Here is a 20079-nt window from a genome sequence, read left to right as displayed (position 1 = left end):
TGGCGAGAAGGTCACACCCGTTCCCATACCGAACACGGAAGTTAAGCTTCTCAGCGCCGATGGTAGTTGGGACTTTGTCCCTGTGAGAGTAGGACATTGCCAGGCTGCACCAATTTAATTATTCCGCAGTAGCTCAGTGGTAGAGCTATCGGCTGTTAACCGATCGGTCGTAGGTTCGAGTCCTACCTGCGGAGCCATTCTTTTATGGAGAGCTGTCCGAGCGGCCGAAGGAGCACGATTGGAAATCGTGTAGGCGGGTAACCCTGTCTCAAGGGTTCAAATCCCTTGCTCTCCGCCATAAAACACTTTCTATTAACAGATGGCCCCTTGGTCAAGTGGTTAAGACACCTCCCTTTCACGGAGGTAACACGGGTTCGAGTCCCGTAGGGGTCACCAAGTTATTTTCGTTAGAAAATAACCAGAATTTTTTTCACGATAGTGAAAAATAACTTTCCTTAATAATGGAGGATTAGCTCAGCTGGGAGAGCATCTGCCTTACAAGCAGAGGGTCGGCGGTTCGATCCCGTCATCCTCCACCATATATGTTAATTTTTATTATCGCGGGGTGGAGCAGTCCGGTAGCTCGTCGGGCTCATAACCCGAAGGTCGCAGGTTCAAATCCTGTCCCCGCAATTCGGTCTGGTAGTTCAGTTGGTTAGAATGCCTGCCTGTCACGCAGGAGGTCGCGGGTTCGAGTCCCGTCCAGACCGCCATTTTTATCTTAAAAGTCGTTTGGCTTTTTTAAAAAAGGCTTTATAGTGTGGCTCAGTAGCTCAGTCGGTAGAGCAAAGGACTGAAAATCCTTGTGTCGGCGGTTCGATTCCGTCCTGAGCCACCATTTTTATTCTATTGATTATATGCTTGCCGGTTTAGCTCAATTGGTAGAGCAACTGACTTGTAATCAGTAGGTTGGGGGTTCAAGTCCTCTAGCCGGCACCATTTGGTGAAAATGTAATATCATGTGGAGGGGTAGCGAAGTGGCTAAACGCGGCGGACTGTAAATCCGCTCCCTCCGGGTTCGGCGGTTCGAATCCGTCCCCCTCCACCAATGTTTTTTGCGAAGCAAAATAACCAATGTTGTTTGAAAGTAAAATAACTTTCCATTTATAGGGGTATAGTTTAAAGGTAGAACGAAGGTCTCCAAAACCTTTGGTGTGGGTTCAATTCCTACTACCCCTGCCAATTAACTTCATTGTGGCGATTGTGGCGAAGTGGTTAACGCACCTGATTGTGGTTCAGGCATTCGTGGGTTCGATTCCCATCAGTCGCCCCAAAAATCATATTGGATGAAGAAAAAATTATCATTGGGCTATAGCCAAGCGGTAAGGCATCGCACTTTGACTGCGACATGCGTTGGTTCAAATCCAGCTAGCCCAGCCAATTTGCGGAAGTAGTTCAGTGGTAGAACACCACCTTGCCAAGGTGGGGGTCGCGGGTTCGAATCCCGTCTTCCGCTCCATAATATGGCGGCATAGCCAAGTGGTAAGGCAGAGGTCTGCAAAACCTTTACCACCGGTTCGAATCCGGTTGCCGCCTTCTATTTTTTTTCTAAGATATTAATAGTGCATTATATTGCGCCGGGGTGGCGGAACTGGCAGACGCACAGGACTTAAAATCCTGCGGTAGGTGACTACCGTACCGGTTCGATTCCGGTCCTCGGCATTAGTATTTTTACAAATTTTATTATGCCGGTGTGGCGGAATTGGCAGACGCGCACGACTCAAAATCGTGTTCCGTGAGGAGTGTCGGTTCGACCCCGACCACCGGTATCATCTTGTCGCTTGCCAATGCGATAAAAAAAGTTTCTTACACATTGTAAGAAACTTTTTTGTTTTATTAATTTATATATAGGATCTCTGTGACTGTATTATAGTATTTCCTTCGATTCCGGTCATCATAAAGGCTCCATGGTATTCTTAGAGTCTATTAATGACAATGATCTTACAATAGATGGTGTCCATATGAATTCTATGGGGAATATGCTGATGGCCAAAACATGGATACATGCAACAAAGTTATTATTTGGTTAATGAAGGAAAAAATTTTTGGTAGGAAAACGTTCTTTGGGGCGTTTTCTTTTTAGTACTTTATTAAGTTACAAGCCATCTGATTCCCAGTGGGCCCGGAAAAAACTTGATAGAAGGAAAGGTCAAATCCCTTTTACACTTTGTTCCATACAAACTCAAAGTTAACAAAGATAATATATGGGTATGATTAATGTATATAGAATATTTTCGACAAAATCTGCATAAATCGCTTGACGATATTTAAAAAAGTAGGTAATATAGTAAAGGTCAGCGCATATAGATGACATTAATAAATGCGGGTGTAGTTTAGTGGTAAAACCTCAGCCTTCCAAGCTGATGTTGTGAGTTCGATTCTCATCACCCGCTCCATACATATTCCAAACGCAGTGTATCGTTACTTGAGAACGATGCATTGCGTTTTTATTATATTAAGGGTGTTATAATAGGAGGCACTAATCGCTTCCTATTATATTGAAGCTTGCGTCGCCGCCATGTATTTGGGTGAACATCTTCATCAATGACTCTGTCAGCCTCTCAGCACTTTTCACCGCTGTTGAGGGCTGTAAATAGATGATCTGCAGTGCATTTTTGGTTGCTGCCGTTACCGGCGCTCTACTGGAATCTACAAAAGGGCTTCCAAATGGTCCAAGCTGGTCCGATGAGACGATGAGGTTTTCTAACGAATTCATCCGGCCATTCAGGCCTAAATATTCTTCTCCTGCCTTAGCCACTTCAATCGTTATTGCTCCCTCTAATTGATCCGTGTCATAAATACCAATCGGAACTTGATATTGTAGGGAGAAAAAGTTATTGATATCAATGGCACTTTGGACCGCTGTAAGATAATTCTGTTTCTTGACTCTGCGGTATAGAGCCTCTGCAGAATGCCGATAACGGTTGGGGTCCTTGCCAAATGTTTTAAAAATACTGCGCCATTCTTGAATACCTGGCAGCTCTGTTAGATTTTTATTTTCTAAATCAAAGTAAATCGATTCTTGAAATAGCTGCAGTCTTCCTTTTACCATTTGTGGGGAATCGCCTACTGTAATATCTTTATATTCAATGACTCCAAGCTTAAAATTAGGAATCTTGCTGATTATTTCTGGCGAAAGCTGAATTTCCAATGATTCCACCTCCAATATTTCATAAAAATAGTTTATCATAATGAGATGTGGAACGAGAAATTAGCGGCTTACTATAGATCATTTTTAGAAGAAGGGAGGTTTCCAAATGAATATTGACCAATTGAAGGAAGAAGTCATTGCGTATAGTAAAACAATCGGCATTGATAAAATTGGTTTTACCACGGCTGATCCTTTCACTGAGTTAAAAAATAGACTGTTTCGCCAGCAGGAGTTTGGGTTTCAATCAGGTTTTGAAGAGCCTGATATTGAAAAACGGGTTACACCAGCCTTACTTCTTCCAGAACCACGGTCGATTATTTCAATTGCTCTCGCCTATCCTTCGAAAATGAAGGTTCGTGTTGAAGGGAAAAGAGGCGAGCGGAGGGGCTTTTTTTCCCGTGCATCATGGGGATTAGATTATCATCATATTTTACGAGATCGGTTAAAAAAGCTAGAGATATTTATTTTAGCAAAAGTACCAGATGCTCGTCTCAAATCCATGGTCGATACCGGGGAGCTTTCTGACCGTGCTGTAGCAGTGAGAGCTGGGATTGGCTGGAGCGGTAAAAACTGTGCGGTCATGACGCCGGAGTTTGGCTCCTACGTCTATCTAGGCGAAATGATTACCAGCATTCCTTTTGTATCTGATACCCCGATGGAGGATCAATGCGGTTCCTGTACAGCATGTATTGAAGCTTGCCCGACGGGAGCGTTGGTACAAGGCGGACAAATTAATGCTCAGCGCTGTATAGCCTTTTTAACACAAACAAAAGCTGTGATTCCTGAGGAATTTAGAGATAAGATTGGCAACCGGGTGTATGGCTGTGATTCCTGCCAAACGTCCTGCCCAGTCAATAAAGGGAAGGATTTTCACTTCCATGAGGAAATGGAGGCTGACCCTGAGCTAGCCAAGCCATTACTAAGGCCGTTACTAAAAATGAGTAATCGAGAATTTAAAAACAAATTCGGCCCCGTAGCGGGATCATGGAGAGGCAAAAAGCCGATTCAACGCAATGCCATCATCGCACTGGCACATTTCAAGGATGAAACCGCAATTCCTGATTTACAGAGTGTTTTAGAAAATGAAACCAGCACTGTTCTAAAGGAAACCGCTGCCTGGGCTCTAGGGAAAATCGGCAGTCCAGAGGCAGTCAAAGCACTAGAAAAAGTTGTAATAAAAGAAGACGATTTAAAAGTAAAGAGTGAAATTGAAAAAAGCTTACTAAAACTTAAGAACTAATTGAGCCAGGACATTTAAGTCTTTGCTCATTTTTTTTGATTAAATTTCCCTTCTGCACATATGTATGAAACAGAAGGGGGAGATGAAGGTGGATAAATCACTCCAAAAATTGTTTAAAGGACGAGTCGAACAATTTGTTTCAAAGAATAAGAGGCAATCAGGGAATTATCAAAAGGCTGAAAAGAAGCTGGAGTCTTTTGCCAAACGTTCCGCAGACATAGTAAAAGTGAAGGCGCGGGGGGATATCATCAATCAATCTGTTGAGGGCGATTTCCAAACCACTACCTATCAGGTTCATTACCAATACCTTATTAAACAAAATGACACACTTTATTTGGAAGAAGAAGTGGAAGTAAGGTTGGGGAAGTTTTTTAAAAATGATTTGATCATGGACGAAGAAATAAACCCCTATGCTTTGATATCAGAAAAGGAATTATTTTTAGATGAGAAAGAAGATCGTGATAAGAGTATCAGCTATCAATATAATCGCTTGAAAGCGGTTCAATATGCAGAACGCTGGTGGAATAGCTATAATCCTGCTTATAAGACATTCGAAAACAACTGTACGAATTATATCTCGCAATGTCTTAACGCTGGCGGAGCACCGATGAGAGGGTATCCCAACAAGGGAACAGGCTGGTGGCTCCAAAATAATAATTGGAGCTATAGCTGGACTGTGGCCCATTCCTTAAGGTTGTATTTGGCTAATTCGGAGAGTGGTTTAAGGGCTAGAGAAGTTAGCAGCCCGGATCAATTGTTATTGGGGGATGTCATCTGCTACGATTTTGAAGGGGACGGCCGTTATAACCATAACACGATGGTAACAGCTAAGGATGCCTATGGAATGCCGCTGGTAAATGCGAATACGTTCAATAGCCGAATGAGGTACTGGGCATATGAAGATTCAACCGCCTACACACCCAATATTAAATATAAGTTTTTCACAATTGTTGATGGTTGAGAAAATTTGTTTGCCAGGTGGATAATGGTATAATGATTAGAAAGCTTTTTTATGAGGTGAGTTACTTGGCAATACATGTCGTACTATATCAGCCGCAAATACCTTCAAACACAGGAAACATTGCAAGAACCTGTGCTGGAACCGATACATCCTTACATTTGATTCGTCCATTAGGATTTTCAACAGATGATAAAATGTTAAAGAGAGCGGGGTTAGATTATTGGGAGTTTGTAAACATTGTTTACTATGATTCTCTCGATGATTTTTATGAGAAGAATGAAGGCGGAGAGTTTTTCTATATTACTAAATTTGGTGAGAAGCCTTATAGTTCATTCAATTATAGCAATCCTGATAAAGATTATTATTTCATTTTTGGCCGTGAAACAACTGGCCTTCCAAAAGACGTGATTGAAAATAATAAGGATGTCAGCCTGCGCATTCCGATGAATGAAAATATTCGTTCCTTGAATTTATCAAATACCGCTGCGATTCTAATCTATGAAGCGTTGCGCCAGCAAGATTATGGTCATTTAAAATAAGAGGTAAGAGGCCAACAAAGGCCTCTTTTTGTTAAATAGAAGGGAAGGATTTCAATGAATGAAACGATTACTACTTTATTAAATCATCGATCTATTCGTCATTTTAAGGACAAGCCGTTAAGTGATGAACAAATTAAAACAATAGTGGCAAGTGCTCAAGCTGCGTCTACATCTAGTTTTATCCAAGCCTACTCCATTATCGGCATCAAGGATAAGGAAAAAAAGAGGAGACTTGCGGAGATTGCGGGAAACCAAGAATATGTTGCAGAGAATGGTCATCTTTTTGTCTTTTGCGCAGATTTAAGCCGTCATGAATTAATTGGAGAAATGGAAGGGAAAGATGTTCTAACTTCGATTGAAAGTACAGAGAAATTTATGGTGGCGCTAATCGATGCGGCGTTGGCAGCTCAAAATGCAGCAATTGCTGCGGAATCAATGGGGCTGGGGATTTGTTACATAGGAGGAATCCGTAATAATCTGGAGGCAGTTAAGGAATTATTAAAAACACCTGAGAGAGTCATTCCACTTTTCGGTATGACAGTTGGTTATCCGGAACGTATTAATGATCAAAAGCCAAGGCTGCCGATAGAACATGTCTATCATGAAGAAGAATACCAACAGGATAAAGAAGTTTATTTACGTCAGCTTAAAGAATTTGATGAAATGATTTCTGCCTATTATGAACAGCGCACAGATGGAAAAAGAAAAGATCACTGGACAGAGCAAATGGCCAATATGCTTGAAAAACAAACACGGATGTATATGAAGGAATTTGTTCATAAAAACAAGATGAATCTGAGATAAAAGTGTACAGCTTTTACGGAAAGTATACAGTTTATACAGAAAGGCGTACAGCTTTTACAAATAAGTGTACGGTTTATACAGAAAAGCGTACAGCTTTTACAAATAAGTGTACAGTTTATACCGAAAAGCGTACAGCTTTTACAAATAAGTGTACAGTTTATACCGAAAAGCGTACAGCTTTTACAAATAAGCGTACAACTTATACAAAAAACCGTACAGCTTTGCACAAAACGATACCATTCTTATAAATAATATAGGCTGCCCACAGGGCAGCCTATTTTAATAGTAACTTTATTTATTTGAACCTGGCTTATCATTATAACCCGATGTAAAGATAGCTGCTATAAACGCCACCATAACTAAAACAATTAGAAATGTTCCCATGCTTATGTAAAGCCTCCTTAATTTTAAAATAATTCTTTGAATAGACACATATACATTTATTATAGCCTATCTTAAAAAAATAAAAAGAGCAATATTCCTTTTTTTTCTTAAGTCAAAAAAGATAGGCAGGAATAATACAACGCTACGCATGTTCAAGTTCCTACGTGCATAGAGTATATTAATCGTCTCTGATAAAGCTACAGGGGGAGGGCCTTATGGATATTCTAAAAAAAATCGAGATGTTTCGAGAAGAAGAAGAAAAGCTCCGTTGGGAAGGGTCATTTGGGGATTATTTACTGTTATTAAAAGAGAAGCCATGGGTAGCACAATCTGCACATTCACGAGTTTATAATATGATCAAAGACGCTGGGATTGAGGAAGTAAAAGGAACAAAGAATTACAATTTCTTTAGTAACCAATTATTTGGTTTAGAGGAGTCACTGGAGCGACTAGTCGAGGAATACTTTCATCCTGCAGCAAAAAGACTTGATGTAAGAAAGAGAATATTATTATTAATGGGTCCAGTAAGTGGAGGGAAATCTACACTTGTTACGATGCTTAAACGTGGTTTAGAAGCTTATTCTCATACGGAAAGAGGCTCTGTATTCGCTATTAAGGGCTGCCCGATGCACGAAGACCCGCTTCATTTAATTCCGCATCATTTGCGTCCGGATTTTTATGAAGAATATGGAATTCGAATTGAAGGAAACCTTTCTCCATTGAATATGATGCGCCTGGAAAAGGAATACGGTGGAAGAATTGAAGATATGTTGGTAGAAAGAATCTTTTTCTCAGAGGATAAGCGTACTGGAATCGGAACATTTAGTCCATCCGATCCGAAATCTCAAGATATTGCCGATTTAACAGGTAGTATTGACTTTTCAACCATTGCCGAATTTGGTTCAGAATCAGATCCACGTGCCTACCGCTTTGATGGAGAACTAAATAAAGCGAATCGCGGGATGATGGAATTCCAAGAAATGTTGAAATGTGATGAGAAATTCTTGTGGCACCTGCTATCTTTAACACAAGAAGGAAATTTTAAAGCAGGAAGGTTTGCATTAATTTCAGCTGATGAGCTGATTGTTGCCCATACAAACGAAACGGAATATCGCTCATTTATCTCGAATAAGAAGAATGAAGCTTTGCATTCTAGGATTATCGTTATGCCAATCCCTTATAATTTAAAAGTTTCCCAGGAAGAAAGAATCTATGAGAAAATGATTCGGGAAAGTGATGTTTCTGATGTGCATATAGCACCTCATACATTTAGGGTTGCCGCCATGTTTACGATTTTAACCCGTCTTAAGGAACCGAAAAAGGGCGATATTGACTTAGTAAAGAAAATGCGCCTGTATGATGGGGAAAATGTAGAAGGCTTTAATGCTGTTGATGTTAGTGAATTAAAGAAAGAGTATCCGGATGAAGGTATGAGTGGTATTGACCCGCGTTATGTTATTAACCGGATATCATCTACTATTATCCGAAAAGAAATACCGTCCATTAATGCTTTAGACGTATTAAGGTCATTAAAAGACGGACTGGATCAACATCCATCCATCACAGCTGAACTCCGTGATCGTTATATGAATTTTATCTCTGTTGCTCGAAAAGAGTATGATAATATTGCCAAGAATGAAGTTCAAAAAGCATTTGTTTATTCCTATGAAGAGTCTGCTAAAACGTTAATGGACAATTACCTTGATAATGTTGAGGCCTATTGTAACAAAGCAAAGCTGCGTGATGTGTTAACCGGTGAGGAAATCAACCCGGATGAGAAATTAATGCGTTCGATTGAAGAACAAATTGGAATTTCCGAAAACGCGAAAAAAGCGTTTAGAGAAGAAATATTGATCCGTATCTCTGCCTTTGCGAGAAAAGGTAAACGGTTTGACTACAACTCACATGACAGACTTCGCGAAGCAATCCAAAAGAAATTATTTGCTGATCTTAAAGATGTGGTGAAGATTACGACTTCATCTAAAACACCTGATGAGCAGCAATTAAAGAAAATTAATGATGTTGTTGCCAGATTAATTGATGAGCATGGCTATAACTCAACCTCAGCGAATGAACTATTACGATATGTTGGCAGCTTATTAAACCGTTAAAGTGGAGAAAAATAGGAGGGACTGGCGGAAGGAATCTGCCAGTCTGTTTTTTTCATACGAAATGCAAAGCTCTATGCTCGTCCATTTTTATCTACACGAGCCCAATTATCAAAATAATTTGTAAATAATTCACTGCTTTTGCATAGGATAATGTAATCAACATTATATGCATTTTTACACTCGGGTTATTTTATGATATTTGAAAGAAAATGTGACTCAGGAAATTAAAAAAATTCATAAGGAGGGGTTTACATTGTCTGACAATAACCATCAATATGTAATTTCAAGAGAAGATTGGTCCCTCCACCGTAAAGGCCACGATGACCAGCAACGGCATCAAGAAAAAGTCCAGGAGGCAATTAGGAACAATCTTCCCGACTTAATTACAGAAGAAAGTATTATTATGTCCAATGGACGCGATGTGGTGAAAATTCCCATTCGCTCATTAGACGAATATAAAATCCGCTACAATTATGATAAAAACAAACACGTGGGCCAAGGTGACGGTGAGAGCCAAGTAGGTGACGTAATTGCTCGTGACGGATCAAGTGCGCAAAAGGGTCCAGGAAAAGGGCAGGGCGCAGGGGATCAAGCCGGTGAGGATTATTTTGAAGCTGAAGTATCATTAATGGAATTAGAGGAAGCTTTGTTTAAACAACTAGAGCTTCCGAATTTAAAAAGAAAAGAAGAACAGGAACATTTAGTAGAGAATATTGAATTCAATGATATCCGTAAAACAGGGCTGATGGGTAATATTGATAAGAAGCGTACCATGATGTCTGCATTTAAGAGAAATGCAATGAATGGAAAACCTGCATTCCATCCAATTTACAAAGACGATTTGAAATTTAAGACTTGGAATGAAGTGATCAAACCAGATTCCAAAGCAGTCGTTATTGCCATGATGGATACAAGTGGAAGTATGGGAATATGGGAAAAATATATGGCTAGAAGTTTCTTCTTTTGGATGACACGTTTCTTGCGTACAAAATATGAAACAGTTGAAATTGAATTTATTGCTCATCATACAGAAGCTAAGAGTGTTACTGAAGAAGATTTCTTCTCCAAAGGTGAAAGTGGAGGAACCATCTGTTCATCAGCATATCGAAAAGCGTTAGAAATAATTGATGCTAAATATAATCCACGTAAGTTCAACATTTATCCATTCCACTTTTCTGATGGTGATAATCTTACATCTGATAATGCTCGATGCGTCAAGCTTGTAGAAGAACTAATGAAAGTTTCAAACATGTTTGGTTATGGAGAGGTAAATCAGTATAATCGTCATTCTACATTAATGTCAGCCTATAAGAATATCAAAGATGAGCAGTTCCGCTATTATATACTAAAGCAAAAAGCGGATGTATTCCATGCGATGAAGAGCTTTTTTCAAAAAGAAGAAAACAAGATGTATGCATAACTAAAATCGACAGGTACAATGCCTGTCGATTTTTTCTATTTTTATATTGGTTGTTTTCGTAAAGATTGTTGTTAAAATCTTAAAGCCGATTTTAACGTGGAAATAGTTATTTTGCTCTTTTGAATTTAGTTTGCAGGCTCTTTTCTTATTAAATTTATGCTATTTTCTATGGAAACTTAGCACAATCATTAAATTTTGTTCCAAAAAGTAACAAAGTTTAAGAAAAGAGCCTTATATTAAATTTCATTTTTATTATACGTGGTGATGGTAGGAAATTTTATGTGAAAGGTTGTGCCTATTTCCATTTCACTTTCTACTCGTATAAAACCGTTCATGGCACGTATGATACTATAAACTACCATCATTCCAAGCCCTGTACCATTTTTTCCTTTTGTTGAGTAATAGGGTTCACCTAGTCGTGCTAGCTGTTCAGAAGTCATCCCTATCCCTGTATCCCGAACGCGGATTGTTACATAATCCTTGCTAAAATGGGTCTCAATATATAGATAACCACCATTCGGCATAGCCTCTAACGCATTTTTTAGAATATTTATAAAGCATTGGCGGAACCGTTGCCTATCACCTTTAATGAATCCAATTACTGAAAAATCAGTGATAATTTCTACCGAATTTTGATTGGCCATCGGAGTTAAGATATTAATAATTTGCTTAAGTTCATTCTTGACATTTAGTTCCTCGATTTTGACTAGAGATGGTTTGGCAAATGTTAAATAATCTTGAATGACTCTTTCGGCAGAATTTAGTTCATCCTTTACGATTGATAAATATTCCCTGCGTTTATGTCTGGGGAGGTAGTCATCATTGAGTAACTGCACAAACCCATTTGCCGCAGTCAGCGGATTCCGAATCTCATGGGAAATGGCAGCACCCATTTGTTCTACGGCTTTTAATTTTTCCACTTTGATTAATTGATGTTTTAGTTCCACACTTTTTTTTATATACTCAATCGAATAGGCGATAATGCCAATCCCTAGTGGGGGAATCACAAAGTATGCAAACAAAACATCATACCAAGGACTGCCCGTATATTTAATAAACTCTCCCCCTGTGGTCAGTATTCCAAGTATTATTCCTAAATAAATGGCAATAGAGATTCGACGATTAGATGATTGTTTCCAAAACCAGGGTGATAGTCGAAAAAAAACAATCGCTAGTGGAACATAAAGAAGGATTGTTCCAACCAAACCAGAGTCCAAGCCATAAAAGCTTCTAATGATTACCATTGCCATGACAATAATAAGACCGATTCCGAGATATAAACCGCCAATGACGATTGGAATGATCCTTAAATCGTATCGCGCATGGGGGACTGGATTATAGGAGAATTGAATACAAATCCATAATAGTAGAACAGAAATGATAATGAGAGTAGTTTTTGATAATGTGAATTTTCTGCTTTGGTCAAGCCAAATTAAGCAAAAGAAGAGCAATATTATTAAAATGGAAAGATTTGAGAAAAGGTGTTTTGTTATTTCCATCTATTTCACCGTCCATTAGGCCTATAGGAAAATTTTACATTTTTATTCGACTTAATACAACTGAATTTACTAATTATTTAGAATAAATGCATGTATCGAGATGAAAAATGTAGAAATATATCAAAAAAGGGAGGTTGTGTGAAATCAAACCTCCCCTTTTATGCTGTTGAAATGGTATTTCTTCCTTTCGTTTTCGAGTTATATAAAGAAGTATCTGCTAAATGAATTAAATCCTTTGGGTTCGCTTCCGGACTCGGAATGATTGTGGAAATTCCAATGCTGATTGTAACGGTATCAGATATTTCCGAACTATTATGTGCAATTTTAAGTGATTGAACCTTCTTTTGAATCAATTCAGCGATAGCGATGCCCTTTTCCAACTTCGTTTTTGTGAGGATAATGGCAAATTCCTCACCACCATATCGACAAAATATGCTGGATGGGTTATTAGCAATTAGGTCTTTTATTGCGGAAGTAAGGCTTTGCAGGCATTGGTCACCAGCAAGGTGACCGTATGTATCGTTGTACTTTTTAAAGTAATCAATATCAAACATTAGAAGCGTTAATGGTGAATGGGTTGAAAGTAACCTAGACCATTCCCTGTTAAGAATTACATCAAAATGCCTTCTATTTCCAATGCCTGTCAGCCCGTCCATATAAGAAAGACGATTTAAAAATTCATTTGCTTTCTCAAAATAGAATATTTAAAGGAGTGTCAGAAGAATATATAAATTAGATACTTTTAGGGGGGAGCTAATGAAAAGAAAAGTTTTAGTCTTCATCTTGTTCGTTTTGGTTATTATTTTTTCACCCCATTTCGTTGACGCACATGTAAAATGGTTTACTGAAGTTACACCAGAAAAAGAAGAAATTGAACATATCCTATCGCCATTGTTTATGACAATTTCCATATTGATCGCGATATTGCTAGCAGTATTGACACAGCTTTTGCCAATGCTTGATAAAATCCCAATCACTAAAAAAATTGATGAAGTATTGGACAGATATCGGAAATCTTCTAGGTATATTTTGAAATATGGTACGGCAATCGCATTAATTATTCAGGTATTGGCAGGGACGATACTTGCACCCGAATTTGCTATCACAAACCAAACCATACGAATTTTAATGTGGATAACCATTATTCTTCTATTGATACCATTCCACTTTGCGACAAAAGCTGGTGCACTTATATTATTAGGGTTATTTATTTATCAGTTAGCCCAATCAGGATTGTTTCATATGCTTGATTATGGTTTTTATCTAGCGATTGTTGGAGTATTATTGGTAGGAAAAACGAAACTAGAAGATTGGGGATTTCCTTTTCTATACTTAGGGACAGGATTGTCATTGTGCTGGGTGGCAGTTGAGAAATGGGTCTACCCTGCAATGAGTATGGATATTATTCATCAGCACGGTGTTCCAACGTTTGGTTTTCCTCCCGCCACATTTGTGGTACTTGCAGCATTTATAGAATTTGTTGTTGGTTATTTGCTGATAGTAGGGATTCTGAATCGCCTTTTAGCGTTTGTGTTGACTTTAATATTTATTTCAACAACAATGCTTTTTGGTGTAACTGAAATCATTGGACATCTAATGATTCATATTGTTTTAATCATTTTTATTATTGAGGGAGTATCATTTTACGACCCCCCAATTAATATTCATAGGACAAAAATATCTCGTATGGTATTTGTCTTTTTGAACTTTGTATTTACACTGGCAACCTTTCTTCTGCTATATTATCGTTTTGCATAGAGAAAAAGCTTCCTCCAAAAGGAAGCTTTTTCTCTATGCTATACTTGGGGAACTCGTGTTTGTACCATTTCTTTAGCCGCAGAAATTGCTTCTTGCTTTGCTTTTTCTACAATTTCTGGTACTTTTTGAGGATAAAGGTCTAAGGCTTCTGCAATAATGGTTTCCATTACTTCAATACCTAGGAAATTAAGCGCAATTCTTAAATAACGATCACCACATTCTAAGTCCTTCATTGGTGTTCCCGTATATAGTCCACCGCGGGTATTAATATGAATCGCCTTTTTACCAGTGAGGAGACCTTTTGGACCATTCGCTGTATGGGTAAAGGTTTTACCAGCAATAAATAGATTATCCAAATAGGCTTTTAACACTGCTGGAGAGTTTAAGTTCCATATAGGGGAAACAAAAACATAATAGTCATAAGAAAGGAAATCATCCGCGAGTGCATGCATTTTGAGGATTTTTTCTCTTTCTCCGTCGGTTAATTGATCTAATGTATAACCATAACCTGCTAATTTTCCTCTTGCAGACACTAGCTCAGCATCCATATGAGCAATATCTAATGTAAATAAATCAATCTGTTTTATTTCCATTTCCGGGTTTTCCTCTTTAACGGTGTTAATAAACGCCTCACCGATTTTCAAACCTTTTGATTTTTCAAGTCCTTTAGGATTAGCGGTTATATATAATAATTTCTTCATCTCATGCACATCCAATCAAATTAATTAAACTTACTACTATTATTATAAGGAAAAAAACTTGACCGTTTTTGAACAAAAAGTGAAGTTCTTGAACAAACAGTGTCCATTTCTTAACAAAATTTTTCATACAATTGTTAGAAAACTAATAGATAATTTATCAGGAATACAATATGATTAAGTTAAAACTTAAAGCAGATATAATACTAAAGGCGGAATTAATGATGATTCGGCAAAATTCGCATATAAATGTGGAAAGTGAATTAGAAAAACTGCGAAAAAGAGTAGAAGAGTTAGAAACTAGAGAGAAACAACTTATAAAGAGCCTTCGCTTAAATGAATCCTTGCATTTGAAAATTCTTGATGCTTTACCTATTAATATTTTTTTAGAAGATCCGGAAGGTCGAACGATTTTTGTAAATGAACATGCATGTAAAGCACATGGTGTAAAAGGGGAAGAACTTGTTGGGAAAACAGTGTTTGATTTTTTCCCTATGCCTATTGCTGAGAGGCAGCGTGAAATTGACCTAGAAGTATGGAAAAAGCGAACACTTCAAACAAATGAGGTTGTCACAGAATTTAAAGGAAAAAAAGGTCATATGCTTACAGGGAAAACAATTATTCACCTTGAGGAATCGATCAAGGAGTGTTTACTCGGTTTTGGATTGGATATTACAGATTTAAAAAATGCAGAAGAAAAGATTTCACATATGGCCTATCATGATGCCCTAACAGGTTTACCCAATCGATGGTTTATTAAGTCCTGTCTAAATAATGATAAATCTGCCACTGACAAGGGTATTCTATTGCTGGATTTAGACCATTTCAAAGTCATTAATGACAGCCTGGGACATGAAGCAGGAGATCAGTTATTGCAATCTGTTGCCAACAGGTTGAGGAAAATAATAAAGGAAGATAACGTCCTAGCCCGATTTGGTGGAGATGAATTTATTATCTTTATGCCCCAAATCACATCCGAAGATGAAACATTTGAAGTGAGTGAAGAGATAATCAAGACGATGAAAGAACCATTTAGGATTTATGGACAACAGTTTATCATTTCGCCTAGTATCGGCATTAGCTTGCATCCCATTCATAGTGAAGATATGGAAACTCTAATAAAATATGCAGACCTGGCTATGTATCATTCCAAGGAGCAGGGGAGAAACTGTTATTCATTGTTTTCACCAATGATGAAGGAAAACGCGATTGTCCGCATGCATATGATGGCAAAATAAAAAAGAATCGGCACCACTTTTCTGTGGATTCGATTCCTTTTTTTATTTCCATTAAAAATATTAATAGATAAAAAACAAGATAACAAAATATACTGCCATGGTAATTAGCCCAACGGGAACCCCAAAACGTGCCCATTCTTTACTGGTAATGTTTAGTTTCCCCGCTGCAATAATATTAGGAATGTTACCAGGTATCAGCATACCGCCACTGATAATTAGTCCCATTAAAACAGCACGTATTGTTTCTTGGTCCATGGCTGGACTAATTTCTGCTGCAGCTAAGGTGGCATTATCTAAAATCGCTGAAATCATGTTAATCCAGTATAACAACATCGGATGAAGCCCTAGAATATACTCATTAATTAATGGTTCAAAACCATGGCCAAGGAAGGTTAAACCCATTACAAACAAGTAGATTTTAGCGGATCGAATCAGAATTTCTTTATAGCTTTCTGATTTTTGTTGTGATTCAAGACTGTCTTGGCTTTCTTGTGGTTTAACCAAAAACCATGTCAGAATCCCAAAAAGAACCACTGCTGGGATAACTTCTGGACCAATTAACTTCAATAAATAGAAGAAATCTGCATTTAACTTACTGATGGTAATCGTTGCTAATGGCTCCCCAATTGGTGTCAAGGCAGCACCAAGCCCAATCGAAAAACAGGCTAACACCGTAAACCTAATTTCAGCTTTACGGTCAAGTGGAAGGACATTAATGATAATAACAAGCACGATTGCCGCTATAATCGCGGTAATTATGCTTGAAGCTAGTCCTAAAATAATGACTGTTAATCCAAAGAAAATCCTTGGAGTTAGTACTCTGCTTAACCATAGAATCGACTTTTCGAGCTGTACCTGCCCCCATTTACAGACTAACCCGGCAATCAAGACTGCAAGTGTAATATTAATTGGGTCAATAAGCGCCTTCTCGATTAAATGAAGATTCATCATGCCGCTAATCGTCGCAGCTGCAATTCCCATAATAAATAAGAAAATCTCCAAATTATGCTCCACTTTTTTTACAGAAAAAGGTAGAAATAAAACCAAAATTAAAATGATTACTAATCCAATCATACATACCAAATCCCTTGTGTTATTTATTTATTTTAAACTATAAATGTATTATAGACTTTTTTGTGTAATTTTTTAACAGAATATTATGATTTTTAAAAAATAATACTATTAATTTAATAATAATAGAACAAGAGGCAGATCATTACAACTAATAAATACAGGCATTGATTATCTTAAAAATTTACACAAAAGTCTAAAGATCTTTCATTATAAAAGAAACTAACTTCATATAAAATAAGGACAAGTAATCGGCCTTTATTAAAAGTTGGAGGAAATTTGTATGAAAAAGTATGTTATCTGCGGTGTCAGTAACCGGGCATTAGAGATGTTTATTAAACCAATCTTAAATGAGTTTTCAAAAGAAAATGAGATTGTTGGATTACTAGATACTGATTCACTTCGATTTTCCATTTGTAAAGAAAAATATCGTCAGTTAGAACAAGTTCCAGTCTTCCAACCTGAACAATTTGATACCATGATTGATCAAACCAAACCGGATTATGTTATCGTTACGGGCAGAGACAACACTCACGTCGATTATATTTTAAGAGCATTAAATAAACAGGTGAACGTGATAACAGAAAAGCCGATGGTGACGAACGCAGCGGATGCATACAAAGTAATGCAGGCTGAAGCAGAAAGCAAAGGCAAAGTCATTGTTACATTTAATTATCGATACAGTACGTTTCATCGAAGAATTAAAGAAATGATTCTGGAAGGTAAAGTTGGAAGAATCACTTCCATTGACCTAAATTGGTATATCGATACGTATCATGGATCGAGCTACTTTAAAAGATGGAATCGTAATAGGGATATTTCCGGAGGCTTGTCGATTCATAAATCGACCCATCACTTTGATCTTATCAATTGGTGGTTAGATCAAAGGCCAGAAGAAGTGTTTGCATACGGAGCTTTGAACTATTTTGGACATGATAGTGAAATGAATCCGAGGAAGGAGTCCGGTCGTTTTTGCGGTACTTGTGATGTTAGGAATGACTGCAGGTACTTTAGGCGGTGGAACTCTCGCATCGGGTCGACTACTGTAAGAGATGACCATCTTTTAGCAGGTGTATATGAAAAGGACATCCCATATACTGATTATCGCCCTGACGCTTGTATCTTTGATGAAGAGATTTCAATTGAGGATACGTATGTGGCTGCAGTTAAATATGATGGCGGTAGTATGCTAAGTTACTCCATTAATTTTTCAGCACCTTATGAAGGATATAGGCTGGCTATTAATGGAACAAAAGGAAGGATTGAAACAACTGAATACCATGAACCTTCTCGAATCCCGTTTGAATATCCAGAACAAAAAATTGATTATTACCCTCTTTTCGGTGGAAAAGAGACTATTGAGCTTATCCAAGAGCCTGGTGGACATGGTGGCGGCGATCCTATTTTATTAGAGGATCTATTCCTCGGTCCTGACCCATCACGGAAGTATCAGATATTAGCAGGAGCTGAGGCTGGTGCATATTCCATTGCAGTTGGTGAAGGTGTATGGCGTTCAGTTAATGAAAAGAAGCCAATTAACATTAAGGAACTCCTATTTCATCCCGAATCAATTAACAAAGTAATAGGGTGATGAAAAAAAGCATTTGCTAGAAGAAACATACTATTAGTTAATTTTAGGACTGATTAGTATGTTTTTTTTTATTTTCCAACGAAATTTCTTTGCATGCAGCTTCGAAATGAGTAGAATAATTTTATACTTTTAAGGAAGTAGCTATTCAAAGAGGAGATAAAAGTATGTTTTGGAATGAACGAACAACTTCAGTGAGCGCTCTGATTATGGTAATTGGATTGGTACTAACCGGCTGCAATGGTGAACACTCCTTATTCCAAAAATCATCTCCAAAAGAAGATGAACTTGTCAAAATTGTTTTTTGGGATGATAATACAGGACCACAGCGAACTCCTATTTGGGAGGAATTAATTAATAGGTTTGAGAAAGAAAATCCAAACATTGATATCGAATACGTTGGATTACCTAAAGACTCGGCAAAAGCAATGTTTGACGCAGCTATTGCTTCAGGAGAGGTGCCTGATATTGCAAGTGTTTACGCTAGCTGGCTGCCAGAGTTTTCTTCGCGTGGCGCATTGTTGCCGCTAGATTCTTATTTTTCTAAATGGAGCGAGAATATCAAAATCAATAAGGGTGCAATAGAGTTTAATAAAAGTATCGTAAGTAATCAAAAGTTATATGGGATTCCATATACACAAAACCTCGATATCCTCTGGGTCCGATCTGATTGGTTTAAAGAGGCCAATTTGAACACTCCTGAGACGTGGGATGAGTTCTTTCGTTCCGTTGAAATGTTAACAGATAAATCGAATAATCGTTATGGGTATACAATCCGTGGGGGAGCAGGGGGCACTTTCCAGTTACAACGGATGATGTATGCCTACTCAGGCATTGAAACATTCTTCAAAGATGGGAAAAGTACGATCAATGATCCAAAGCATGTGGAATTCTTAAAGAGATACTTTGCCTTGTATCAAAACTATACCCCCATTTCAGATATCACAAATGATTATAAGGCAATGATTGCTGGATTCGATTCAGGGAATATCGCGATATTACAGCATAACATCGGCTCTTTTGCGGAGCATAGCGAAGCGTTAGATCCGGAACAATTTCAGGCGATTCCTTTACCAAAATCTGTTGAAGGTCATTTTGTAGCAGAAGATGGCAACACCATTGGAATAAGTATTTTTAAAGGAACTGAGCACCCGGAGGAATCATGGAAATTTATTCGTTTTATCAATTCGAAGAAAGCTCAAAGCTTTTGGAATAAAAGTGTCGGTCAAATTCCTACTAATTTGGATGTACTGAGTGAAGATTGGATAATGACTTCGCCACATATTCAGACAGCACAAATAGTCTATAATGATCCGAAAACAATTCATTATGAGCCGCCGTTCTATCTGCCGGAATACCGCACAATACTAAATACAATTGTTGACACTGGAACACAAGCAGTTTTAAGTGGAAAAATGCCGGTAGAAGAGTTTTTAAATAAATGGGCAGAAGCAATGGAACAGGCTCAGAGACATTATGATGGATTAAGTAGATAAATTTTCGCATTCGTTGCAAGTGAGCAGCGGATTTTTTTTTCTCTTTTTATTAGATCTTTGAAATATCTTAAAATTTTAATCAATCATCTTAAAATCTTTAATTATTTGAGAAACCGTTTTC

The 20079-nt window shown here is 37.9% G+C and carries 15 protein-coding genes, 17 tRNA genes and 1 rRNA gene; 28 read left to right on the top strand and 5 right to left on the bottom strand.

What is annotated here, in order from left to right:
• The 18 genes from rrf to J2Y03_RS08870 form a co-directional block, all read left to right on the top strand.
• Positions 1-105 (top strand): 5S ribosomal RNA (gene rrf, locus J2Y03_RS08955); the annotation flags it as partial.
• Positions 106-122: 17 nt separating this feature from the next.
• Positions 123-197: transfer RNA gene (locus J2Y03_RS08950), tRNA-Asn, on the top strand.
• Positions 198-206: 9 nt separating this feature from the next.
• A tRNA-Ser gene (locus J2Y03_RS08945) sits at positions 207-298 on the top strand.
• Positions 299-321: 23 nt separating this feature from the next.
• Positions 322-396, top strand: a tRNA-Glu gene (locus tag J2Y03_RS08940).
• Positions 397-463: 67 nt separating this feature from the next.
• Positions 464-539: transfer RNA gene (locus J2Y03_RS08935), tRNA-Val, on the top strand.
• A 20-nt stretch (positions 540-559) separates the two neighbouring features.
• A tRNA-Met gene (locus tag J2Y03_RS08930) sits at positions 560-633 on the top strand.
• 3 nt (positions 634-636) lie between these two features.
• Positions 637-713, top strand: a tRNA-Asp gene (locus J2Y03_RS08925).
• A 49-nt stretch (positions 714-762) separates the two neighbouring features.
• Positions 763-838 (top strand) — tRNA-Phe (locus J2Y03_RS08920).
• Between the two features lie 25 nt (positions 839-863).
• Positions 864-939 (top strand) — tRNA-Thr (locus tag J2Y03_RS08915).
• A gap of 24 nt (positions 940-963) precedes the next feature.
• Positions 964-1048: transfer RNA gene (locus tag J2Y03_RS08910), tRNA-Tyr, on the top strand.
• 60 nt (positions 1049-1108) lie between these two features.
• Positions 1109-1182: transfer RNA gene (locus J2Y03_RS08905), tRNA-Trp, on the top strand.
• Between the two features lie 15 nt (positions 1183-1197).
• A tRNA-His gene (locus J2Y03_RS08900) sits at positions 1198-1273 on the top strand.
• Between the two features lie 32 nt (positions 1274-1305).
• A tRNA-Gln gene (locus tag J2Y03_RS08895) sits at positions 1306-1380 on the top strand.
• Between the two features lie 4 nt (positions 1381-1384).
• Positions 1385-1459 (top strand) — tRNA-Gly (locus tag J2Y03_RS08890).
• Between the two features lie 6 nt (positions 1460-1465).
• Positions 1466-1536: transfer RNA gene (locus tag J2Y03_RS08885), tRNA-Cys, on the top strand.
• A gap of 40 nt (positions 1537-1576) precedes the next feature.
• Positions 1577-1662 (top strand) — tRNA-Leu (locus J2Y03_RS08880).
• A 25-nt stretch (positions 1663-1687) separates the two neighbouring features.
• Positions 1688-1769 (top strand) — tRNA-Leu (locus J2Y03_RS08875).
• Between the two features lie 553 nt (positions 1770-2322).
• Positions 2323-2396, top strand: a tRNA-Gly gene (locus J2Y03_RS08870).
• 83 nt (positions 2397-2479) lie between these two features.
• On the opposite strand, the gene J2Y03_RS08865 is transcribed toward J2Y03_RS08870, so the two are convergent.
• Entirely contained in the window at positions 2480-3151 is a 672-nt protein-coding gene (locus tag J2Y03_RS08865; RefSeq protein WP_310192971.1) for a B3/B4 domain-containing protein, read from the bottom strand.
• 106 nt (positions 3152-3257) lie between these two features.
• Between J2Y03_RS08865 and queG the strand changes: the two genes are divergently transcribed.
• The 6 genes from queG to yhbH all read left to right on the top strand — a co-directional run bounded on the left by queG (position 3258) and on the right by yhbH (position 10610).
• Positions 3258-4391, top strand: coding sequence for a tRNA epoxyqueuosine(34) reductase QueG (gene queG, locus J2Y03_RS08860; RefSeq protein WP_310192968.1), 1134 nt, complete (start codon positions 3258-3260; stop codon positions 4389-4391).
• 88 nt (positions 4392-4479) lie between these two features.
• Complete coding sequence (locus J2Y03_RS08855) at positions 4480-5352, top strand: amidase domain-containing protein (protein WP_310192967.1); 873 nt, start codon at positions 4480-4482, stop codon at positions 5350-5352.
• A gap of 65 nt (positions 5353-5417) precedes the next feature.
• Positions 5418-5891 (top strand): tRNA (uridine(34)/cytosine(34)/5-carboxymethylaminomethyluridine(34)-2'-O)-methyltransferase TrmL, encoded by a 474-nt coding sequence (gene trmL / locus J2Y03_RS08850; RefSeq protein ID WP_132085333.1) that lies wholly within the window; start codon positions 5418-5420, stop codon positions 5889-5891.
• Between the two features lie 54 nt (positions 5892-5945).
• Entirely contained in the window at positions 5946-6695 is a 750-nt protein-coding gene (gene nfsA / locus J2Y03_RS08845) for an oxygen-insensitive NADPH nitroreductase (RefSeq protein ID WP_310192963.1), read from the top strand.
• Between the two features lie 599 nt (positions 6696-7294).
• Positions 7295-9190 carry a PrkA family serine protein kinase gene (locus tag J2Y03_RS08840; RefSeq protein ID WP_132085336.1) on the top strand — a complete coding sequence of 632 codons (1896 nt, stop codon included), beginning with the start codon at positions 7295-7297 and terminating at the stop codon, positions 9188-9190.
• 253 nt (positions 9191-9443) lie between these two features.
• Positions 9444-10610: a sporulation protein YhbH gene (yhbH, locus tag J2Y03_RS08835; RefSeq protein WP_310192960.1), complete on the top strand. Its 1167-nt coding sequence runs from the start codon at positions 9444-9446 to the stop codon at positions 10608-10610.
• A gap of 236 nt (positions 10611-10846) precedes the next feature.
• Here yhbH and J2Y03_RS08830 read toward each other — a convergent pair whose 3' ends face one another.
• Both J2Y03_RS08830 and J2Y03_RS08825 read right to left on the bottom strand, forming a co-directional pair.
• Positions 10847-12109: a sensor histidine kinase gene (locus J2Y03_RS08830; RefSeq protein WP_132085338.1), complete on the bottom strand. Its 1263-nt coding sequence runs from the start codon at positions 12107-12109 to the stop codon at positions 10847-10849.
• 158 nt (positions 12110-12267) lie between these two features.
• On the bottom strand, positions 12268-12813 hold the full coding sequence (locus J2Y03_RS08825) for a diguanylate cyclase (protein WP_310193045.1): 546 nt from the start codon (positions 12811-12813) through the stop codon (positions 12268-12270).
• Positions 12814-12865: 52 nt separating this feature from the next.
• On the opposite strand from J2Y03_RS08825, the gene J2Y03_RS08820 reads away from it, so the two are divergent.
• Positions 12866-13867 carry a DoxX family membrane protein gene (locus tag J2Y03_RS08820; protein WP_310192957.1) on the top strand — a complete coding sequence of 334 codons (1002 nt, stop codon included), beginning with the start codon at positions 12866-12868 and terminating at the stop codon, positions 13865-13867.
• A 38-nt stretch (positions 13868-13905) separates the two neighbouring features.
• Here the strand turns inward: J2Y03_RS08820 and J2Y03_RS08815 are convergent, their stop codons facing one another.
• A complete protein-coding gene (locus J2Y03_RS08815; RefSeq protein ID WP_310192955.1) occupies positions 13906-14568 on the bottom strand; it encodes an FMN-dependent NADH-azoreductase in 663 nt (220 codons plus the stop codon).
• 170 nt (positions 14569-14738) lie between these two features.
• Between J2Y03_RS08815 and J2Y03_RS08810 the strand changes: the two genes are divergently transcribed.
• The gene (locus J2Y03_RS08810; protein ID WP_310192953.1) at positions 14739-15803 is read left to right on the top strand and encodes a GGDEF domain-containing protein; all 1065 of its coding nucleotides are present in this window, start codon (positions 14739-14741) and stop codon (positions 15801-15803) included.
• Between the two features lie 60 nt (positions 15804-15863).
• On the opposite strand, the gene J2Y03_RS08805 is transcribed toward J2Y03_RS08810, so the two are convergent.
• Positions 15864-16877, bottom strand: a complete 1014-nt coding sequence (locus J2Y03_RS08805) for a DUF1646 family protein (RefSeq protein WP_132085343.1) — start codon at positions 16875-16877, stop codon at positions 15864-15866.
• A 280-nt stretch (positions 16878-17157) separates the two neighbouring features.
• On the opposite strand from J2Y03_RS08805, the gene J2Y03_RS08800 reads away from it, so the two are divergent.
• Together J2Y03_RS08800 and J2Y03_RS08795 are read left to right on the top strand one after the other, a co-directional pair.
• Positions 17158-18465 (top strand): Gfo/Idh/MocA family protein, encoded by a 1308-nt coding sequence (locus J2Y03_RS08800; protein WP_310192945.1) that lies wholly within the window; start codon positions 17158-17160, stop codon positions 18463-18465.
• A gap of 164 nt (positions 18466-18629) precedes the next feature.
• Positions 18630-19958 carry an ABC transporter substrate-binding protein gene (locus tag J2Y03_RS08795; protein WP_310192944.1) on the top strand — a complete coding sequence of 443 codons (1329 nt, stop codon included), beginning with the start codon at positions 18630-18632 and terminating at the stop codon, positions 19956-19958.
• Positions 19959-20079: the final 121 nt, after the last annotated feature.

The organism is Neobacillus niacini (assembly GCF_031457145.1).
Taxonomy (GTDB): Bacteria; Bacillota; Bacilli; order Bacillales; family Cytobacillaceae; genus Neobacillus; species Neobacillus niacini_J.
Note: the sequence above shows the minus strand (reverse complement) of the source record. Positions and strands in the feature narration are given on the sequence as shown.